The sequence below is a fragment of the Extibacter muris genome (assembly GCF_004345005.1).
Taxonomy (GTDB): domain Bacteria; phylum Bacillota; class Clostridia; order Lachnospirales; family Lachnospiraceae; genus Extibacter; species Extibacter muris.
This window is the reverse complement of the sequence record NZ_SMMX01000006.1, coordinates 1-15,635: the sequence shown is the minus strand read 5'-3', so window position 1 is coordinate 15,635 and position 15,635 is coordinate 1. Positions and strand designations below refer to the sequence as shown.

At 50.0% G+C, this 15,635-nt stretch carries 18 protein-coding genes, 2 tRNA genes, 1 pseudogene and 1 riboswitch; of the genes and pseudogenes, 16 read left to right on the top strand and 5 right to left on the bottom strand.

What is annotated here, in order from left to right; genetic code table 11:
• Positions 1–20 precede the first annotated feature (20 nt).
• The 3 genes from nadC to nadA are packed head-to-tail and all read right to left on the bottom strand — an operon-like array spanning position 21 to position 3,089.
• Positions 21–875, bottom strand: coding sequence for a carboxylating nicotinate-nucleotide diphosphorylase (gene nadC / locus E1963_RS08415; RefSeq protein ID WP_334295641.1), 855 nt, complete (start codon positions 873–875; stop codon positions 21–23).
• On the bottom strand, positions 850–2,169 hold the full coding sequence (locus E1963_RS08410; protein WP_132277092.1) for an L-aspartate oxidase: 1,320 nt from the start codon (positions 2,167–2,169) through the stop codon (positions 850–852). The genes nadC and E1963_RS08410 overlap by 26 nt, the downstream gene beginning before the upstream one ends.
• Before the next feature lie 14 nt (positions 2,170–2,183).
• The gene (nadA, locus tag E1963_RS08405; RefSeq protein ID WP_132277090.1) at positions 2,184–3,089 is read right to left on the bottom strand and encodes a quinolinate synthase NadA; all 906 of its coding nucleotides are present in this window, start codon (positions 3,087–3,089) and stop codon (positions 2,184–2,186) included.
• A gap of 187 nt (positions 3,090–3,276) precedes the next feature.
• A riboswitch (FMN riboswitch) is annotated at positions 3,277–3,402 on the top strand.
• A gap of 232 nt (positions 3,403–3,634) precedes the next feature.
• Here nadA and E1963_RS08400 point away from each other — a divergent pair.
• Positions 3,635–4,273, top strand: a complete 639-nt coding sequence (locus E1963_RS08400) for an ECF transporter S component (RefSeq protein ID WP_132277088.1) — start codon at positions 3,635–3,637, stop codon at positions 4,271–4,273.
• Between the two features lie 75 nt (positions 4,274–4,348).
• On the opposite strand, the gene E1963_RS08395 is transcribed toward E1963_RS08400, so the two are convergent.
• Entirely contained in the window at positions 4,349–5,080 is a 732-nt protein-coding gene (locus tag E1963_RS08395; protein ID WP_132277086.1) for a DUF134 domain-containing protein, read from the bottom strand.
• A gap of 103 nt (positions 5,081–5,183) precedes the next feature.
• The gene (locus tag E1963_RS08390; RefSeq protein WP_132277084.1) at positions 5,184–5,555 is read right to left on the bottom strand and encodes a VOC family protein; all 372 of its coding nucleotides are present in this window, start codon (positions 5,553–5,555) and stop codon (positions 5,184–5,186) included.
• Positions 5,556–5,657: 102 nt separating this feature from the next.
• On the opposite strand from E1963_RS08390, the gene E1963_RS08385 reads away from it, so the two are divergent.
• From E1963_RS08385 to E1963_RS08320, 15 genes and pseudogenes are all read left to right on the top strand, one after another.
• The gene (locus tag E1963_RS08385; RefSeq protein ID WP_243117644.1) at positions 5,658–6,272 is read left to right on the top strand and encodes a YcxB family protein; all 615 of its coding nucleotides are present in this window, start codon (positions 5,658–5,660) and stop codon (positions 6,270–6,272) included.
• 12 nt (positions 6,273–6,284) lie between these two features.
• A complete protein-coding gene (gene tsaE / locus E1963_RS08380) occupies positions 6,285–6,710 on the top strand; it encodes a tRNA (adenosine(37)-N6)-threonylcarbamoyltransferase complex ATPase subunit type 1 TsaE (protein ID WP_132277080.1) in 426 nt (141 codons plus the stop codon).
• Positions 6,698–7,399, top strand: a pseudogene (gene tsaB, locus E1963_RS08375) (tRNA (adenosine(37)-N6)-threonylcarbamoyltransferase complex dimerization subunit type 1 TsaB); the annotation flags it as partial. The gene tsaE and the pseudogene tsaB, both read left to right, overlap by 13 nt.
• Entirely contained in the window at positions 7,399–8,433 is a 1,035-nt protein-coding gene (locus tag E1963_RS08370; RefSeq protein WP_132277076.1) for a threonine aldolase family protein, read from the top strand. The pseudogene tsaB and the gene E1963_RS08370, both read left to right, overlap by 1 nt.
• 21 nt (positions 8,434–8,454) lie before the next feature.
• Positions 8,455–8,898 carry a ribosomal protein S18-alanine N-acetyltransferase gene (rimI, locus tag E1963_RS08365; RefSeq protein WP_132277074.1) on the top strand — a complete coding sequence of 148 codons (444 nt, stop codon included), beginning with the start codon at positions 8,455–8,457 and terminating at the stop codon, positions 8,896–8,898.
• Between the two features lie 105 nt (positions 8,899–9,003).
• Positions 9,004–9,231 carry a hypothetical protein gene (locus tag E1963_RS08360; protein ID WP_132277072.1) on the top strand — a complete coding sequence of 76 codons (228 nt, stop codon included), beginning with the start codon at positions 9,004–9,006 and terminating at the stop codon, positions 9,229–9,231.
• 14 nt (positions 9,232–9,245) lie between these two features.
• Complete coding sequence (locus E1963_RS08355; protein WP_132277070.1) at positions 9,246–10,157, top strand: ribonuclease Z; 912 nt, start codon at positions 9,246–9,248, stop codon at positions 10,155–10,157.
• An 8-nt stretch (positions 10,158–10,165) separates the two neighbouring features.
• Positions 10,166–11,194: a tRNA (adenosine(37)-N6)-threonylcarbamoyltransferase complex transferase subunit TsaD gene (gene tsaD / locus E1963_RS08350; protein ID WP_132277068.1), complete on the top strand. Its 1,029-nt coding sequence runs from the start codon at positions 10,166–10,168 to the stop codon at positions 11,192–11,194.
• A 28-nt stretch (positions 11,195–11,222) separates the two neighbouring features.
• Entirely contained in the window at positions 11,223–11,948 is a 726-nt protein-coding gene (gene ispD, locus E1963_RS08345) for a 2-C-methyl-D-erythritol 4-phosphate cytidylyltransferase (protein ID WP_132277066.1), read from the top strand.
• Positions 11,949–12,036: 88 nt separating this feature from the next.
• A tRNA-Ser gene (locus E1963_RS08340) sits at positions 12,037–12,122 on the top strand.
• Positions 12,123–12,311: 189 nt separating this feature from the next.
• Complete coding sequence (locus E1963_RS08335) at positions 12,312–12,551, top strand: hypothetical protein (RefSeq protein WP_132277064.1); 240 nt, start codon at positions 12,312–12,314, stop codon at positions 12,549–12,551.
• A gap of 225 nt (positions 12,552–12,776) precedes the next feature.
• Entirely contained in the window at positions 12,777–12,983 is a 207-nt protein-coding gene (locus tag E1963_RS19650; protein ID WP_167482148.1) for a hypothetical protein, read from the top strand.
• Positions 12,940–13,617, top strand: coding sequence for a hypothetical protein (locus E1963_RS08330; RefSeq protein ID WP_207669404.1), 678 nt, complete (start codon positions 12,940–12,942; stop codon positions 13,615–13,617). Before E1963_RS19650 ends, E1963_RS08330 begins: the two co-directional genes overlap by 44 nt.
• On the top strand, positions 13,559–14,953 hold the full coding sequence (locus E1963_RS08325) for a SpaA isopeptide-forming pilin-related protein (protein ID WP_132277060.1): 1,395 nt from the start codon (positions 13,559–13,561) through the stop codon (positions 14,951–14,953). The genes E1963_RS08330 and E1963_RS08325 overlap by 59 nt, the downstream gene beginning before the upstream one ends.
• 237 nt (positions 14,954–15,190) lie before the next feature.
• Positions 15,191–15,280: transfer RNA gene (locus E1963_RS08320), tRNA-Ser, on the top strand.
• The last annotated feature ends 355 nt before the right edge of the window (positions 15,281–15,635 follow it).

The following is a 15,635-nucleotide window of genomic DNA, read 5'->3' as shown; positions in this document are numbered from 1 at the left end:
TAATTTACTTAAACCCACATTTATTTGACGGGAGCCAGATTCTTCAGCGAGATGTCCATAATAGGGGCAGAGTGGGTCAAAGCGCCGGAGGACACGTAATCCACGCCGATTTCGCGGATTTCCTTCAGCCTCTCCAGCGTTACATTGCCGGAGCATTCGGTCTCTGCACGGCCTCCCACGGCGGCTACCGCTTTTTTCATCGTCTCATTATCCATGTTATCGAGCATGATGATATCTGCACCGGCGTCCAGAGCCTCGGCAAGCATGTCCAGATCTTCCACTTCCACTTCTATCTTACGTACGAAAGGCGCATATTCCTTTGCCATACTGATTGCTTTGGCCACGCCTCCGGCAGCTCCGATATGGTTGTCTTTGATGAGAATCCCGTCGGAAAGATTATATCTGTGGTTATATCCCCCGCCTATCCTGACGGCATATTTTTCAAAAGCCCTGTTGTTGGGGGTCGTTTTTCTCGTATCGAGAAGTTTGGTGCCGGAACCTTCCAGCTCTTTCGCCAGCCTGTTCGTGTAGGTAGCTATGCCGCTCATGCGCTGCAGATAATTGAGGGCAGTGCGTTCTCCTGAGAGGATGGCCCTGATGTCGCCGGAGATTATTCCGATGAGCTGGCCTCTTTTTACAGGATCCCCATCTGCTGCGTCTGTCTCAAACAGGGCGGTCTCATCCAGTAGTTCAAAGACGCGGGCGAATACGGGAAGGCCGCATATGATTCCGTCTTCTTTGCAGATCAGTTCAGCTCTTCCGGGGCATGGCGACCTCATCACCGCGTTTGTGGTGACATCTTCGCTCGTGATATCCTCTTTTAAAGCATTCCATATGTATTCATCCGTATTAATTTTCATCGTTACACCATTTATCATAAAATTCTCGGTCCCTTCTTTTGATTTCATTCAGTATCAGTGCTTTATCTTCTCGGCTTCGTGCCTGGGGATCTGCATAGGCGGAGACGTCTATGGATGCCGGTACGGGTGGAGGGCTTATGCTGCCGATGGCGGAGGCGAGAAGCCCGGCACCACGTCTTGCAAATACGAGGCTTTCGAGCAGGGAATTGCTCGCCAGGCGGTTGGCCCCGTGTACTCCGTTGCATCCGGCTTCACCGACGGCAAACAGATTGCCAAGAGACGTACGTGCAAAGGAATCCGTACAGATTCCGCCCATGAGATAATGCTGTGCCGGGGTGATAGGGATGCGGTCTCCTGACAGGTCATAGCCTTCCTCGAGGCAGCGTTCGTATATGTTCGGAAAACGGTATAATATCTTCTCTTTCTGCATATGTGCCAGCGATAGATATACAAAGGGAGAGTGGAATCTGTCCATCTCCTGCCGGATAGCTTCCGTCACCACGTCTCTGGGCTGCAGTTCATCTACAAAACGTTGTCCATCAGGGTTCAGCAGAATGGCACCCTCTCCCCTGACGGATTCCGAGATGAGAAAGCGGCGGCCTTCTCTGTGGGAATAAAGGGTGGTAGGGTGAATCTGTATATAGTGGATGTTCTCAAGTTCGATTCCGTGTCTCAGCGCCAGCGCTAGGCTGTCCCCGGTTATATGCCGGAAGTTGGTGGAATTGGCAAAGAGCCCTCCGATTCCTCCGGTTGCCAGATATACTGCCCTGGAGGACACCGGCCTTATGCCGCCATCCGGTTCGCGCACGACGACACCGGTACAGCGATCCTCCTGTATGACGAGGTCAGCCATGGCCGTGCGGGCGGCTATCGTAATGTTGGGCCGCTTCCTGGCACAGGCAATCAGCTTTCTTGTAATCTCTTTGCCGGTGACATCTTTGTGGTACAAGATCCGGCTTGCCGAATGTGCCCCTTCCTTCGTGTAGGCAAGCTCTTCCCCGTCATGTTCAAATTCCACGCCATATGAGATAAGGCTGGCGATGATGCCGGGAGAATCCTGTATCATAATACGTACCGACTCCTTGTTGTTTTCATAGTGTCCCGCCCGCATCGTATCCTCGAAGTAGCTTTCGTAATCCTCTTCAGACTTCAGGACACAGATGCCTCCCTGGGCCAGATAAGAGTCGCTGCTTTCCACCTTGTCTTTTGTTATCATGAGAATGCGCAGATGCCCAGGCAGGGACAGGCCGGTGAACAGCCCTGACGCACCGGTTCCGACTATGACAACGTCATAATATGCTTCCATCATAGTACACTTCCTTATCACTGTGCCAGTTCCAGCATGCGTTCCAGCGGCCGTGCCGCTTTTCGTCTTGTCTCTTCATCCATTTCTACGGGATGTTCCATACGTTCCAGCGCGCGTGCGACTTTCTCAAGCGTAATCAGCTTCATATCTGTGCAGCACTGGTGTCCGTGCACAGGATAGAAGCCCTTCTCTGGATTCTTGTCTTTCAGTTCTTTGAATACGCCGGTCTCGGTACAGATTATAAACTCGCTGCAGCTGCTTGCGGAAGCATAATTGATGATGCCGGTCGTGCTACCTGCGTAGTCCGCCAGAGCTACAGCATCCGGCGTACATTCGGGGTGGATGAGCACGAGTGCGTCCGGATGGGCTTCTTTTGCATTTTGGATATCTGCTGCAGTGATATCCTTATGTACATGACAGTAGCCGTCATTGAAGATAAAGTGCTTGTCCGGCAGCTTCGAGGCGATAAACTGCCCGAGGTTGGCGTCCGGTATAAAATAGATATGCCTGTTCGGCAGTGCGCGGACGACGTCCATCGCATTGGCAGAAGTGACACACACATCGGAATATGTTTTGAGAAGCGCAGTAGAATTGATGTAGCAGACGACAGCAAGGTCGTCGTATTCTTCCTTGCATTTTTTAATCTTTTCAATGTCCGCCATATGTGCCATAGGGCAGTCGGCCGCTGCATCCGGCATGAGCACGGTCTTGCCGGGATTGAGTATCTTAGCGCTCTCTCCCATGAATGAGACGCCGCAGAAGACTATGACATCAGCCTCTGCTGAGGCCGCGGCCTTGCTCAGATAATAGGAGTCGCCTACATAATCGGCCGCTTCCTGTACGTCATCGTCCACATAGTAATGTGCAAGGATGACGGCATTTTTTTCTTTTTTTAATTGTTTGATTCGTTCTAAAGTAGTCATGATCCGCTCCTTCTAATATACCCGGGACAGCCGTCCGGGCAGGTTCATGACTTACTATTGCATAAAAAGATATACATGTCAAGTCAACTGACAAGACAGATAAAAAACGTCGTTATGACAGGGAGGATTTGTTGAAAAGACTTGTATATTGTAAGGCTATGAGCTATAATAATATCGAATTGAATAGAAATTCTTCAGGGGTCGGGTGCAAATCCCAACCGGCGGTATAGTCCGCGACCCGTGCCAGTGGTGGCACGGCTGATTTGGTGCAATTCCAAAACCGACAGTAAAGTCTGGATGAGATGAAGAAATGTACAGCAGCGATTGTTGCAGTATTTCAGGCCCCCCGGTTTTCACCGAGGTCTTTTTTATTACATAGGGATGCTTTTCCTATGAAATAAAAACCTCCGGGGGATGCACGCAATGTGCAGAGGAAGGCAGCCGCACAGCCGCACGTTGACGCACAAAGCGTCGATGCTGTATAGTTCCATGAAGATTTTCTTTCTTTGATAACTATAATGAACATCGAAAAGGAGAGAAAGAAAATGAGTACAGATGTAATGACGAATGCAGATGCAAGGACAAAGACAAGAACAAAGGTAAGGATGATGGCCCAGACGGGCATGCTCGGGGCGATTGCTACAGTATTGATGCTGTTTGAAATTCCTCTTCCTTTCGCTCCCGCCTTTTATCAGATCGATTTCAGCGAGGTGCCGGTACTTGTAGGATGCTTTGCCATGGGCCCTCTGGCAGGCGCCGCCATCGAATTTATCAAGATATTGCTGAACTTTGCCATTAACGGCACGATTACCGCAGGAGTAGGCGAGGCTGCGAACTTTCTTATCGGGTGTGCGCTTGTAGTTCCGGCCGGACTGATCTACAAGAGGAGACGTTCCAGGACACGGGCTATTGCCGGGATGGTATCCGGGACTGTCATCATGACCGTAATCGGCTGTTTTCTGAACGCATATATCCTTCTTCCGGCATACGCAAAGGCTTTTGAGATGCCGATAGACGCGCTTGTAGGGATGGGCAATGCAATAAACGCAAGTATCACGGACTTGTTTACGTTCGTGATGTTTGCGGTCGCACCGTTCAATCTTCTGAAAGGTGTGCTTGCATCTATGATCGTATTGCTCATATATAAGAAAATCAGCCCTGTTTTTAAGATGAATGAACGATAGGAAAATCGTAACGGGCAGCCTGATATGCAGGCTGCCCGTGGCAGTGTGAACCTAAGCTGCTATGCTGTATCACGATCAGTGGTGCCCATGGCCTCCGCAGCCATGGCTGCCACATGTGTGGCCCTCTTCTCCGTGGTGGTGGCTGCACATCGTATCTGGATCATAGGACAGTGTACCGTCCAGGAACGATGCTACCTGGGCGTCGGCTTCGCCTACAGCTCCAGGGTACAGGTCTATGCCTGCTTCAGACAGTGCATTCCTTGCACCGCCTCCGATTCCTCCGCAGATGAGCACATCCACGCCAAAGCTCAAGAGCAGGGAAGCAAGTGCCCCGTGCCCTTGTCCTTCTGTACCCTTCACTTCGGAAGAGAGGATGGTTCCATCTTTTACTTCATAGATTTTGAACTGTTTCGTGTGGCCGAAATGCTGGAATATCTGTCCGTTTTCATAAGTGACTGCAATTATCATAATATAATCTCCTTTTTCCTCTTTTATTTTCATAAGCCGGCTGCGGGAGTATCTACCACAGATGGTATAGTCGCCTCCGCTGATATCTAGGTATGTCCCTTCGACGAGAAAGCGGGCGACCTTTTTGCGTGCCTGTGTATAGAGGGACTGGACGGTAGCGCGGCTTACCTGCATCTGGACCGCGCACTCTGCCTGCGTCATGCCGCTGTAATCCATGAGCCGGATTGTTTCAAACTCCTCGACAGAGAGGTTGATTCCAGTTCTCGGACTGCCTGACGCGGCGAAACGTACGCATCGGGGCATGCTGCCTACGCAGCGGGTCTTGCCTGGACGTGCCATAAGATACTCCTTTCGTCGTCCATCTTGTATTGCTTAGATGGTGTTATCAGTATATTACTATAGTTATTGACATATGTCAATAAAAGTGCGGGATACTATTATTTTATTCTTTGCAAGGGCAGATTTCAATCCAATAGCCGTCAGGGTCCTCGATAAAGTATATGCCCATCTCAGCATTCTCAAAGCATACGCAGCCCATTTCCCTGTGATGTGCAAGCGCCTTGCCAAAGTCGTCTACACGGAAGGCGAGATGAGATTCGTTGTCGCCAAGCTCATACGGGCGGTCCATATCACGCAGCCATGTGAGCTCCAGCAGATGGGGTGTCGTACCATCTCCGAGAAAGACGAGCCGGAAGCTGCCATCTTCAGCCTCTTTTTCATGTGTGGCCGTAAGTCCGAGCGCTTTGTTATAGAAATCCAAAGATTTCTCAAGATCTCGCACATTGATATTGTTGTGGTAAAAGGTAAACTTCATATAATGATCCTCCTGTTATCCATTGGTATGCAAATAAGTATATCATTAGTGGCGGAAGAAAAAAAGATGTGTTATACTGTTTCAAAAGGACAGGGGGTACGGATGATGTCTGTTAAAGTGGAAGTAAAGCTGGATGTTGAATCTATGGCAGATTTTATGATTTATCATATCTATACAAGTGGCGCGGGGATGACCGCGCTTATACTCGGCATGCTCAATGTAGGGCTGACGATTGCTTTTGTCATGAAGCGGCAGTTTCTGCTTGCGGCAGTCTTCCTTCTGTTTGTCTGCCTGGTATTTATCGTGTTTCCTGTATTTATCAGGAAAAAGGTCATCAAGCAGATGCAGAACTCCAGACGCCTTGAAGAGACGGTGACTTATGAGTTCATGGACGACGGCATCCTGACAACTACATCCGAGGACAGCGGGAAAGCTTCCTGGAGCAAGTTCAAAAGAGCAATATCCAGAAAGCAGATTATCTTCCTGTATGATGCCCAGAAGCGTGCCATCATTCTTCCGGTCAGCCAGCTTGGAGACAGGTATACGGAGATTGTGGACATGATTTTCGCACACATGCCGGCACCTGCAGTCAGAATCCGCCGTATGGACGGCAGGAAGGGGACAGCTCCCAGGCCCCGGAAGGAAGCAGATAGGAAAGCGTATGTGGACGGGAAAGTGACGCGGGAACCGGAAGTGGAGAAAGGGCCGGAAGAATAGAAGGGGTATGCAATGGTTATAGAGAGTTACAGCGAGAAGGAGACATATGAACTTGGGCGGGGCATGGGGGAAAAAGCCTGTCCCGGCGAGGTCTACACACTGATAGGGGACCTGGGCACCGGCAAGACCATCTTCACAAAAGGGCTTGCGGCCGGACTGGGCATTCTGGAACCTGTGAGCAGCCCGACTTTTACGATTGTACAGGTATATGAAGAAGGGCGTCTGCCCTTCTATCATTTCGATGTCTATAGGATCGGCTCCGTAGAAGAGATGGATGAAATCGGATATGAAGACTATGTATACGGAGAAGGGGTGAGCCTGATCGAGTGGGCGGACCTAATAGAAGAGATCCTTCCGGAACATTATACGGAGATCAGGATAGAAAAAGACCCGGAAAAGGGATTGGATTATCGGAGGATTGGCATATGCGCATATTAGCACTGGACAGTTCGGGGCTGGTTGCCAGCGTCGCTGTCGTCGAGGAAGAACAGACGGTTGCGGAATACACGGTAAATTATAAAAAGACGCATTCTCAGACACTTCTGCCTATGCTCGATGAAGTGGTGAAGATGATTGAGCTTGACATGGATACGATCGATGCTATCGCAGTGGCGGGCGGACCGGGGTCCTTCACCGGGCTGCGGATCGGTTCGGCGACCGCTAAGGGACTGGGGCTGGCGCTTGATAAGCCGCTCATACATGTCCCGACGCTGGAAGGCATGGCATACAGCCTGTATGGAACGTCGGGAATCATATGCCCGGTCATGGATGCCAGGAGAAATCAGGTATATACAGGGCTGTATAGGGCGGAGCACACGTTTGAGGCGGTGGAAGGTCAGATGGCCGTCCCGGTTGAAGAGCTGGCCCGCCGGCTCAATGATGCCGGAGAGAAGGTTACATTCCTGGGAGACGGAGTTCCTGTATACAGAGGGATGCTGGAAGAGAAGCTCGCAATCGAGCACTACTACGCGCCGGCGCATATGAACCGCCAGCGGGCAGCCGCGCTTGGAACGCTCGGTTTGAAGTACCTGCTGGAGGGCAGGAGCGAGACCGCGGCACAACACCGTCCGGATTATCTCAGAGTATCGCAGGCGGAACGGGAGAGGAAAGAGAGGTTGAAAGAATCATGATCATATTTGAATGCGATTATACGGAAGGGGCTCATCCTGAAATCTTGAAGAAGATGGAAGAGACGAATTATGTGCAGGCGCCGGGATACGGCACGGACGCCTTCTGTGAAAGTGCAAGGGAGAAGATAAAGAAAGCTTGCGGCTGTGAGACTGCGGACGTACACTTCCTGGTCGGAGGAACACAGGCCAACTTTACAGTCATCAGTTCTATCCTCCGCCCGTTCCAGGGTGTGATAGCGGCTGAGAGCGGGCATATCAACGTACACGAGACAGGGGCGGTGGAAGGTACCGGACACAAGGTCCTGACCCTTCCGAGCGAAGACGGAAAGATAACGGCAGACCAGGTACGCCGGATGTATGAGTCCCACTGGGACGATGCCGCTCATGAGCATATGGTACAGCCGGGCATGGTATACATCTCCCATCCGACAGAGAATGGGACCTTGTACAGCAAGGAAGAGCTGGAAGAACTATACGATACGTGCAGGGAGAGGAATCTGCCACTGTTTCTGGACGGGGCCCGTCTCGGCTATGGAATCATGTCTGAAGCGTCTACGCTGACGCTGGAGGATATCGCCGCGCTGACCGATGTATTCTATATAGGGGGCACGAAGGTGGGTGCCTTGTTCGGGGAAGCAGTAGTGATAGTCAGCCCTGCGCTTAAAAAGGACTTCCGTTATATGATCAAGCATAATGGAGGGATGCTGGCAAAAGGCAGGCTGCTCGGCATCCAGTTTGACACGCTGTTTACGGATGGTCTATATTATAAGGTGGCGGAACATGCGGATCGGCTCGCCATGCGCCTTAAAGCTGCATTTCAGGAGAAAGGATACGGGCTGCGCTATGATTCCTATACGAACCAGCAGTTTCCCATCCTTCCGAACGCACATATGGAGAAGCTGGCCGAGAAGTATTCATTCAGCTTCTGGGAGGCGGTCGATGAAGGCCATACGGCAGTAAGATTCTGTACCAGCTGGGCGACGAAGGAAGAAGCGGTCCGGCAGCTGATGGAAGACATTCAGGATCTGTAGGACAGGCGGGAGGCAGTTGATATGTTTACAGTGCGCCAGATTAAGGAAACGGACGTTGAGAGGATAGCCTGCCTGGAGCAGCAGATATTTCCGGACGGCTGGAGCTATGAAGCGGTCCGTGACACATACCGGCAGGACAATTCCGTACTGTTCGGGGCTTTTGACGGCGAGAGGCTGATTGGCTATCTCATCGTATATTATGTAATGGATGAAGGGGAGATTGCCAGGATTGCCGTGGAGGAGGGCAGCAGGAGACAAGGGGCTGCCGGGCACATGCTGCTTAAGCTTGAGGATTTCTGCGAGGAAAAAAGGATTGCAAAGCTTATGCTGGAAGTAAGGGAAAGCAATGAGGCGGCGGCTGCCTTCTATAAAGATTACGGTTTTGAAGAGGACGGCGTACGGAAGGGGTACTATGCGGACCCTGCGGAGGATGCGGTGCTCATGAGCCGCAGGCTTGGCAGGTAATTGACAGTTTTAACAGCAGTTCCCACTAGGAACGGCGGCGGCAGTCCGTTATAATATAGGCGTAGCACAGAGAAGTCGAAGTGAGATACACACAGGAGGAATCGTATGCGCCAGTATAGTGTTCAGATAAAAGAAGCAAAAGATATTGAAAAAATTATTTGCAATAAATGTGGTAAAGAGATTATCATTTCCAGAGGGGTTCCCCAGGAGGATTATCTTGAAGTGGAAAAACGATGGGGATACCAGTCCGGCAAAGACAATCAGGTAGACTGCTTTGATCTTTGTGAAGACTGTTATGACGAAATGGTAAAAGGATTTAAAATCAAGATTTAGAATAGAGGTATGATATGTTAGATGTATGTTTGTTGGGAACCGGCGGCATGATGCCGCTGCCTTACCGCTGGCTGACGGCGCTTATGGTGCGGTATAACGGCAGCAGCGTGCTGATCGATTGCGGAGAGGGTACGCAGATTGCTATCAAGGAGAAGGGATGGAGCTTCAAGCCCATTGACGTGATCTGCTTTACACACTATCACGGCGACCATATCAGCGGGCTTCCCGGCCTGCTTCTGACGATGGGCAATGCAGACCGTACGGAGCCGCTGACGCTGATTGGACCGAAGGGCCTTGAGAGAGTTGTAAACGCGCTCAGGGTAATCGCGCCGGAACTGCCGTTTCCTGTCAAATATATCGAGATTACTGAGCCGGAACAGGTATTCGAGATGAACGGATACCGTCTGAAGGCGTTCCGGGTAAACCATAATGTCATCTGCTATGGATATACGATGGAGGTAGACCGGGCCGGCAAGTTTGATGTAGACCGGGCGACCGCAGCCGGCATCCCCAAGAGGTACTGGGGTATCCTGCAGAATGGGGAGGAAGTGGAAGAAAACGGTACGGTGTATACGCCGGATATGGTACTTGGCCCCCCAAGAAAAGGAATCAAGCTGGCCTACTGTACCGACACGAGGCCGACCGACTCTATCCGGGAGAATGCCGCCGGTTCCGACTTGTTCATCTGCGAGGGGATGTATGGAGAGAAGGATAAGCTGAAAAAGGCGAAAGAATATAAGCACATGACGTTCCATGAGGCTGCCCGGCTTGCCAAAGATGCAGAAGTCAGGGAGATGTGGCTGACCCACTACAGCCCGTCGCTTACGCATCCGGAAGATTACATGGATGATGTGCGGGCCATATTCCCTAATGCAGTGGCGGCCAAGGACAAGCGTACGGTCGAACTGACATTTTCACAGGGATAGGAGATATTATGAGCGAAGAGAAAGAGATACTGATACTTGCAATTGAGAGTTCGTGCGATGAGACAGCGGCAGCCGTGGTGAAAGATGGGCGGGATGTGCTGTCTAATGTCATTTCTTCCCAGATCGATCTTCACACGCTATATGGCGGCGTCGTACCTGAAATTGCATCCAGAAAGCATATTGAGAAGATCAATCAGGTGATACAGGCGGCGCTTGACGAGGCGGGGGTGACGCTGGCCGGTATCGACGCCATAGGAGTCACTTATGGTCCGGGCCTCGTAGGAGCCCTGCTTGTGGGCGTGGCTGAAGCCAAGGCGATTGCCTACGCTGCGAAAAAGCCGCTCGTAGGCGTCCATCATATTGAAGGCCATATCGCAGCTAACTTCATCGAGCACAAGGAACTGGAGCCGCCATTTTTCTCTCTGGTAGTGTCCGGGGGACATACGCATCTTGTCAGGGTAAACGATTACGGCAGGTTCGATATCATCGGACGTACAAGGGACGATGCGGCAGGGGAAGCGTTCGACAAGGTTGCCAGGGCCATCGGGCTTGGCTATCCGGGCGGCCCGAAGATTGACAGAGTGTCTAAGGAAGGTAATCCTGACGCGATTGCTTTTCCGAGGGCGCATATGGAAGATGCCCCTTTCGACTTCAGCTTCAGCGGACTTAAGTCGGCCGTGCTGAATTATATCAACGGCTGCCGGATGAAGGGGGAAGCATACAGCCAGGCTGACGTAGCAGCTTCATTTCAAAAAGCGGTTACAGATGTGCTTGTAGATGCTGCGATGCGTGCCGTGGAGGAATACCATATGGACAAGTTCGCCATAGCAGGCGGAGTGGCGTCCAACAGTGCACTGCGAGAAGCCATGGCAAAAGCCTGTGAGGAGAGGAACATCGAACTCTACTACCCATCGCCTGTCTACTGTACAGACAATGCGGCTATGATAGGCGTGGCGGCATATTATGAATATAGGAACGGCACAAGGCACGGATGGGACCTGAATGCGGTGCCGAATCTAAAGCTTGGGGAAAGATAGCCCGGGCATGTCGGGGGAATGTGAAGATATGGAAGTGAAGAAGAAGTGTACGGCTGTCGTGCTGGCGGCAGGACAGGGAACGCGTATGGGGACGTCTGTCCAGAAGCAGTATCTTGAGCTGGAAGGGAAGCCTTTGATCTGTTATGCATTAAAGACATTTGAAACGTCTTCGGTTATCGATGATGTCGTACTCGTGGTGGGCACAGGACAGGAGGCGTATGTCCGTGAACAGATTATAGAGCCGTATCAATTTGCCAAGGTTACAGCCATCGTGGAAGGCGGCAGGGAAAGGTATGATTCGGTCTATGAAGGGCTGAAGGCAGCAGTCCGTGATGAAAAGGGACAGGTGCGCGACGGCTATGTCTTCATACATGACGGAGCAAGGCCATTCGTTGATGAAGAGATGCTGCACAGACAGTATGAAGCGGTTGGAACATACAGAGCCTGCGTTGCAGGAATGCCGAGCAAGGATACGGTAAAGCTGATCGATGACGATAATTATGCCGTAAAGACTCCAAAGAGAAAATATGTGTGGACTGTCCAGACACCGCAGGTATTTGAAAATTCTTTGATTATGGATGCATATTCTAAGATGATGAGGGAAGACTGTGAAGGGATAACTGATGACGCCATGGCAGTAGAACGGTACATGGATGTGCCGGTGAAGCTTGTAGAAGGCTCGTACCGGAACATCAAGATTACAACACCCGAGGACCTGGCAGTCGCCCGTACTTTCGTAAATGGAAAAATTTGAAAATCTTGAGAATTATATATTGACGCTATAATGTATGTATGATAAAATGCATATTGTCGCTGAGAAAGCGCGGCCTGATTGAATATGTGGAGAGGTATCGAAGTGGTCATAACGAGGCGGTCTTGAAAACCGTTTGTCCGAGAGGGCGCGTGGGTTCGAATCCCACCCTCTCCGCTCTTAAAAGAGGAGCCGGAAATTCCGTAAAGGAGTTTCCGGCTCTTTGCTGTATATTTCCGTAATAAATGTATCAAACGAGTAGAGTATATAGACGCACTGCCTTAATTGTATTAAATATTAATATATGATACCAGGGTCAAACGACTTTTGTCCCCTACACCATATCATACAGAAGGGGTGTAAAACATGTTTGAAAAGGGAAAGATATTACGAGAAATAACAGGTGCATGCCTGCTGTCCATTGCGCTGAGCTTCATATGCGGAACGACGCTGCGGGCCGACGGGCCTTCTGCGGCAGCGGAGTCGGTACAGACGGATTTTTTTACGGGGATTAAAGTTGTAGACAAAGACAGGAATGACATTGCGGAATTAAAAGATGTGAAACGGGGTACAGAGGTGTACCTCGTCTATCATTATGAAATTTAGGCAGGAGGATATGAGACTGGGAAAGAATATACATTCTCCATCCCAAAGGAAATACATATGGAAGATGGAGCCACATTTCCCGCATTGACTTTGCCATTGACAAGCAGAGTGCAGAGGTATCTATCGTGAAGCAGGCAGTCCGGATCTTGGTAGCCTGACGATACCATGGAGGATTACGCTTAAAGTGGAGAATGCGGCCCGGCTGACCTTCCTGTCACGGGACTTGTGATAACGGATACGCTTCCCGAAGGGCTCAGCTTCGATGAGACGGATCCTGACGCCTATAATTGTGAAGAATCAGGTGGCACTACGGTCACGGGCGGTTTCATTACAAAGGGTACGGACGGGAGAATCACTTATAAGTTCCCGGACGGTTTTTCAGCCGGGCTTGGCGACTCAGAACATAGCTGTCTGCCTTGGAGATATAGATGAAACATATACTATACATTATACGACGACAGTGGCTGACGAATACTACGATGAAAATAAGACGAAAGAGTTCAAAAACCATGTTGATTTTATCGGAGGTCCGGGGCCTGACCCTTCGGTTTCAGTCTCGAAAGATGCGTCTGTCAAGGTAAACAATGCTCTGATAGATAAGGCAGGCAGCTATAACCGGAAGAATCACACGATTACATGGACCATTACATTGAATCAGTATGAAAGCACGCTGGGGAATCCTGTCCAGGTGGAAGATACGATACCGGAGGGGCTTACTCTTGTGAAAAAGGGCAGCGATTTCGTGGGGGCAGATGATATCCATATTACAAAAGGGAGTGATTCGGGTATTACGTTCCAATATGACGAAGGCAGCCGCAAGCTGACGGGGGAGATAACAAAGGATATATCAGAGGTGGTAGAATTCCAGTTTCAGACGACGGCAGACAACGCGGAAATATGGGCGGTAAACGGTTATAAGAGCAGACCGTTTAAAAATGAGGCGGTCATCAAAATCAGCGGTGCAGAATATGCCGTCACGTCTGAGCCTGAGATTATAAGCGAGATGTTTGCCAAGGCAGCCGGTGTCAGAGTCCTACGAGGCATCTTCAAAGACCCTGCGGATTGACCTGCCGTCCGATGTGGATGAGCAGTATACCATGACGTTCAGGACGAAGATAACGGACGGAGACTTCCTGGCAGCCAATACGACAAAGAGATTCTGCAATACAGCGGTGCTTTATGGAGACGAAATGTCTGCGCCAATTACGTGTACGGCAGAAAAAGAGGTGACAGGTTCCGTGCTGTTGAAAAAGGGGGAGGTCAAGAAGGACTCTGCCGGAGTAAATTATCTGGAATGGGCGGTGACGGTAAACAGGAACAAGGCTCAGATGAATAAGCCGGTTATCGTGGACAAGCTGTCTGTAGACCCGAAGCTGGAGCTTGATCCATCCAGCGTCAGGCTATATGAGGCAGAAGTGCAGACGGACGGTTCGGTCAGACAAGGGACCGAAGTGCCTGTAACAAGAGACAATATTACATATGATCTGACTGACAATACGTTTAAGTTCCATTTCCTACAGCAGATAGACCGTGCATACCTGCTTGTGTTCCGCACTGACTTTGGCGATGACGCAAAGAATAAAGAAGTGGTCAACCAGGTATATTATGAAGGCTCTGAGGCGGATCAGGAAAATTCCGGAACGCGGTTAAGAATTGCAGGAAGCATTGCAGGCGGGAGCAGCATTCCTAAGGGAAATATCGCGGTGAAAAAATATGCGGATGATAAGTCAACGGTATTAAAGGACGCGGTATTTGCAGTATATAATGATTATGTCACCTATACGATGCAGCCTACCGACATGAACGGTGAATCTAGTCTGGAACAGATTAGAACAGGAAGCTACAATATCAAAGAAATAACCGCTCTTGAAGGATATGTGCTTGACAGTACAGAACGTGCTGCTGCGGTAAGTAAAAACAGTACATTTACTTATGAGGCATATAATAGCCTTATAAAAGGAAAGCTTGACTTGACTGTTCTTGATGACGGCAGACATCCCAAGCCAGTGGAAGGCGTCAAAGTTGAGATCTACGATAAAGAGGGAAACCTTATCGCAGAGATAGTTACGGACAGCAGCGGAAAAATTATGACGGATGATTTGAAATACGAAGATTATTATTATAAGGTAGTTGAGGTTCCACCGGGATATGGAATCCCGGGTGGCACATTCCCGTTCCGTATCGAGACGGACGGTCAGGTCATCATAAAAGAAGTAACCATCCAACGGCATACCTCGGATATGGCAGCCGGTCAAACGGATGGAACGCCAGGAGCTATGCGGCCGGGCGGAGACGGTGCAAAGATAGGAGACGATGCTGAACCGGCTTTATATGTGCTGCTGCTTGTCGGTGCTCTGGCATGTATGACACTAACATGGCGTCGGCGGGTTGAGAAAGTATAGTGTCCGGGCTATGATAGATACAGAACAGGCTCACCTAAAATGACAGTACCGGGTACCCCGTATACAGGTGTCCGGTACTGTCATTTTAATCGGGCGGCGTGAAGTGGCCCTGAAGCTGTCGCTTCAGGAAGGCGGAATGAGAGGCATTTTGCAGAGCTGTGTAGAAAAATTGAAAAAAAGAGAAAAAATACTGGACAATGATGAGAAATTCGTGTATAGTATTTTACGGACACTTTTGGAGAAGTACCCAAGCTGGCCGAAGGGGCTCCCCTGGAAAGGGAGTAGGTCGTTAATAGCGGCGCGAGGGTTCAAATCCCTCCTTCTCCGTCAGATTGCTGTCTTAGTCAACCGCATATTCTTGTGTTTTGATTTGAAAAAATCATAGATGTAGTAAGAAAGAAAAAAGAGTAAAAAGTACTCGAAAAAATCTTTAAAAATTACTTGACACGGATGCGGCTTAAATGATACTATATCTGAGCTGACCCAAACGGGGGAGCAAAAGCACCTTGATAATTAAACAATAGACAACGACCCTGAAGATTTCTTGAAAAGAGAAAAATTCAGAACGGACATCGAATGAGATGTCAACCTAAAAACAGTAATAACGGGATAGGATTAGCTAGTAGTTAATCCTGACCGCGATTGAACAAGGAAGCTTCCGCGATGCCAGGCTCGGTGAAGA

Excerpts from the sequence above, each read along its gene's own strand:
- E1963_RS08410 (WP_132277092.1), bottom strand. The coding sequence starts at position 2,169 with ATGATGGAAGCATATTATGACGTTGTCATAGTCGGAACCGGTGCGTCA.
- nadA (WP_132277090.1), bottom strand. The coding sequence starts at position 3,089 with ATGACTACTTTAGAACGAATCAAACAATTAAAAAAAGAAAAAAATGCC.
- E1963_RS08400 (WP_132277088.1), top strand. The coding sequence starts at position 3,635 with ATGAGTACAGATGTAATGACGAATGCAGATGCAAGGACAAAGACAAGA.
- E1963_RS08395 (WP_132277086.1), bottom strand. The coding sequence starts at position 5,080 with ATGGCACGTCCAGGCAAGACCCGCTGCGTAGGCAGCATGCCCCGATGC.
- E1963_RS08390 (WP_132277084.1), bottom strand. The coding sequence starts at position 5,555 with ATGAAGTTTACCTTTTACCACAACAATATCAATGTGCGAGATCTTGAG.
- E1963_RS08385 (WP_243117644.1), top strand. The coding sequence starts at position 5,658 with ATGATGTCTGTTAAAGTGGAAGTAAAGCTGGATGTTGAATCTATGGCA.
- tsaE (WP_132277080.1), top strand. The coding sequence starts at position 6,285 with ATGGTTATAGAGAGTTACAGCGAGAAGGAGACATATGAACTTGGGCGG.
- E1963_RS08370 (WP_132277076.1), top strand. The coding sequence starts at position 7,399 with ATGATCATATTTGAATGCGATTATACGGAAGGGGCTCATCCTGAAATC.
- rimI (WP_132277074.1), top strand. The coding sequence starts at position 8,455 with ATGTTTACAGTGCGCCAGATTAAGGAAACGGACGTTGAGAGGATAGCC.
- E1963_RS08360 (WP_132277072.1), top strand. The coding sequence starts at position 9,004 with ATGCGCCAGTATAGTGTTCAGATAAAAGAAGCAAAAGATATTGAAAAA.
- E1963_RS08355 (WP_132277070.1), top strand. The coding sequence starts at position 9,246 with ATGTTAGATGTATGTTTGTTGGGAACCGGCGGCATGATGCCGCTGCCT.
- tsaD (WP_132277068.1), top strand. The coding sequence starts at position 10,166 with ATGAGCGAAGAGAAAGAGATACTGATACTTGCAATTGAGAGTTCGTGC.
- ispD (WP_132277066.1), top strand. The coding sequence starts at position 11,223 with ATGGAAGTGAAGAAGAAGTGTACGGCTGTCGTGCTGGCGGCAGGACAG.
- E1963_RS08335 (WP_132277064.1), top strand. The coding sequence starts at position 12,312 with ATGTTTGAAAAGGGAAAGATATTACGAGAAATAACAGGTGCATGCCTG.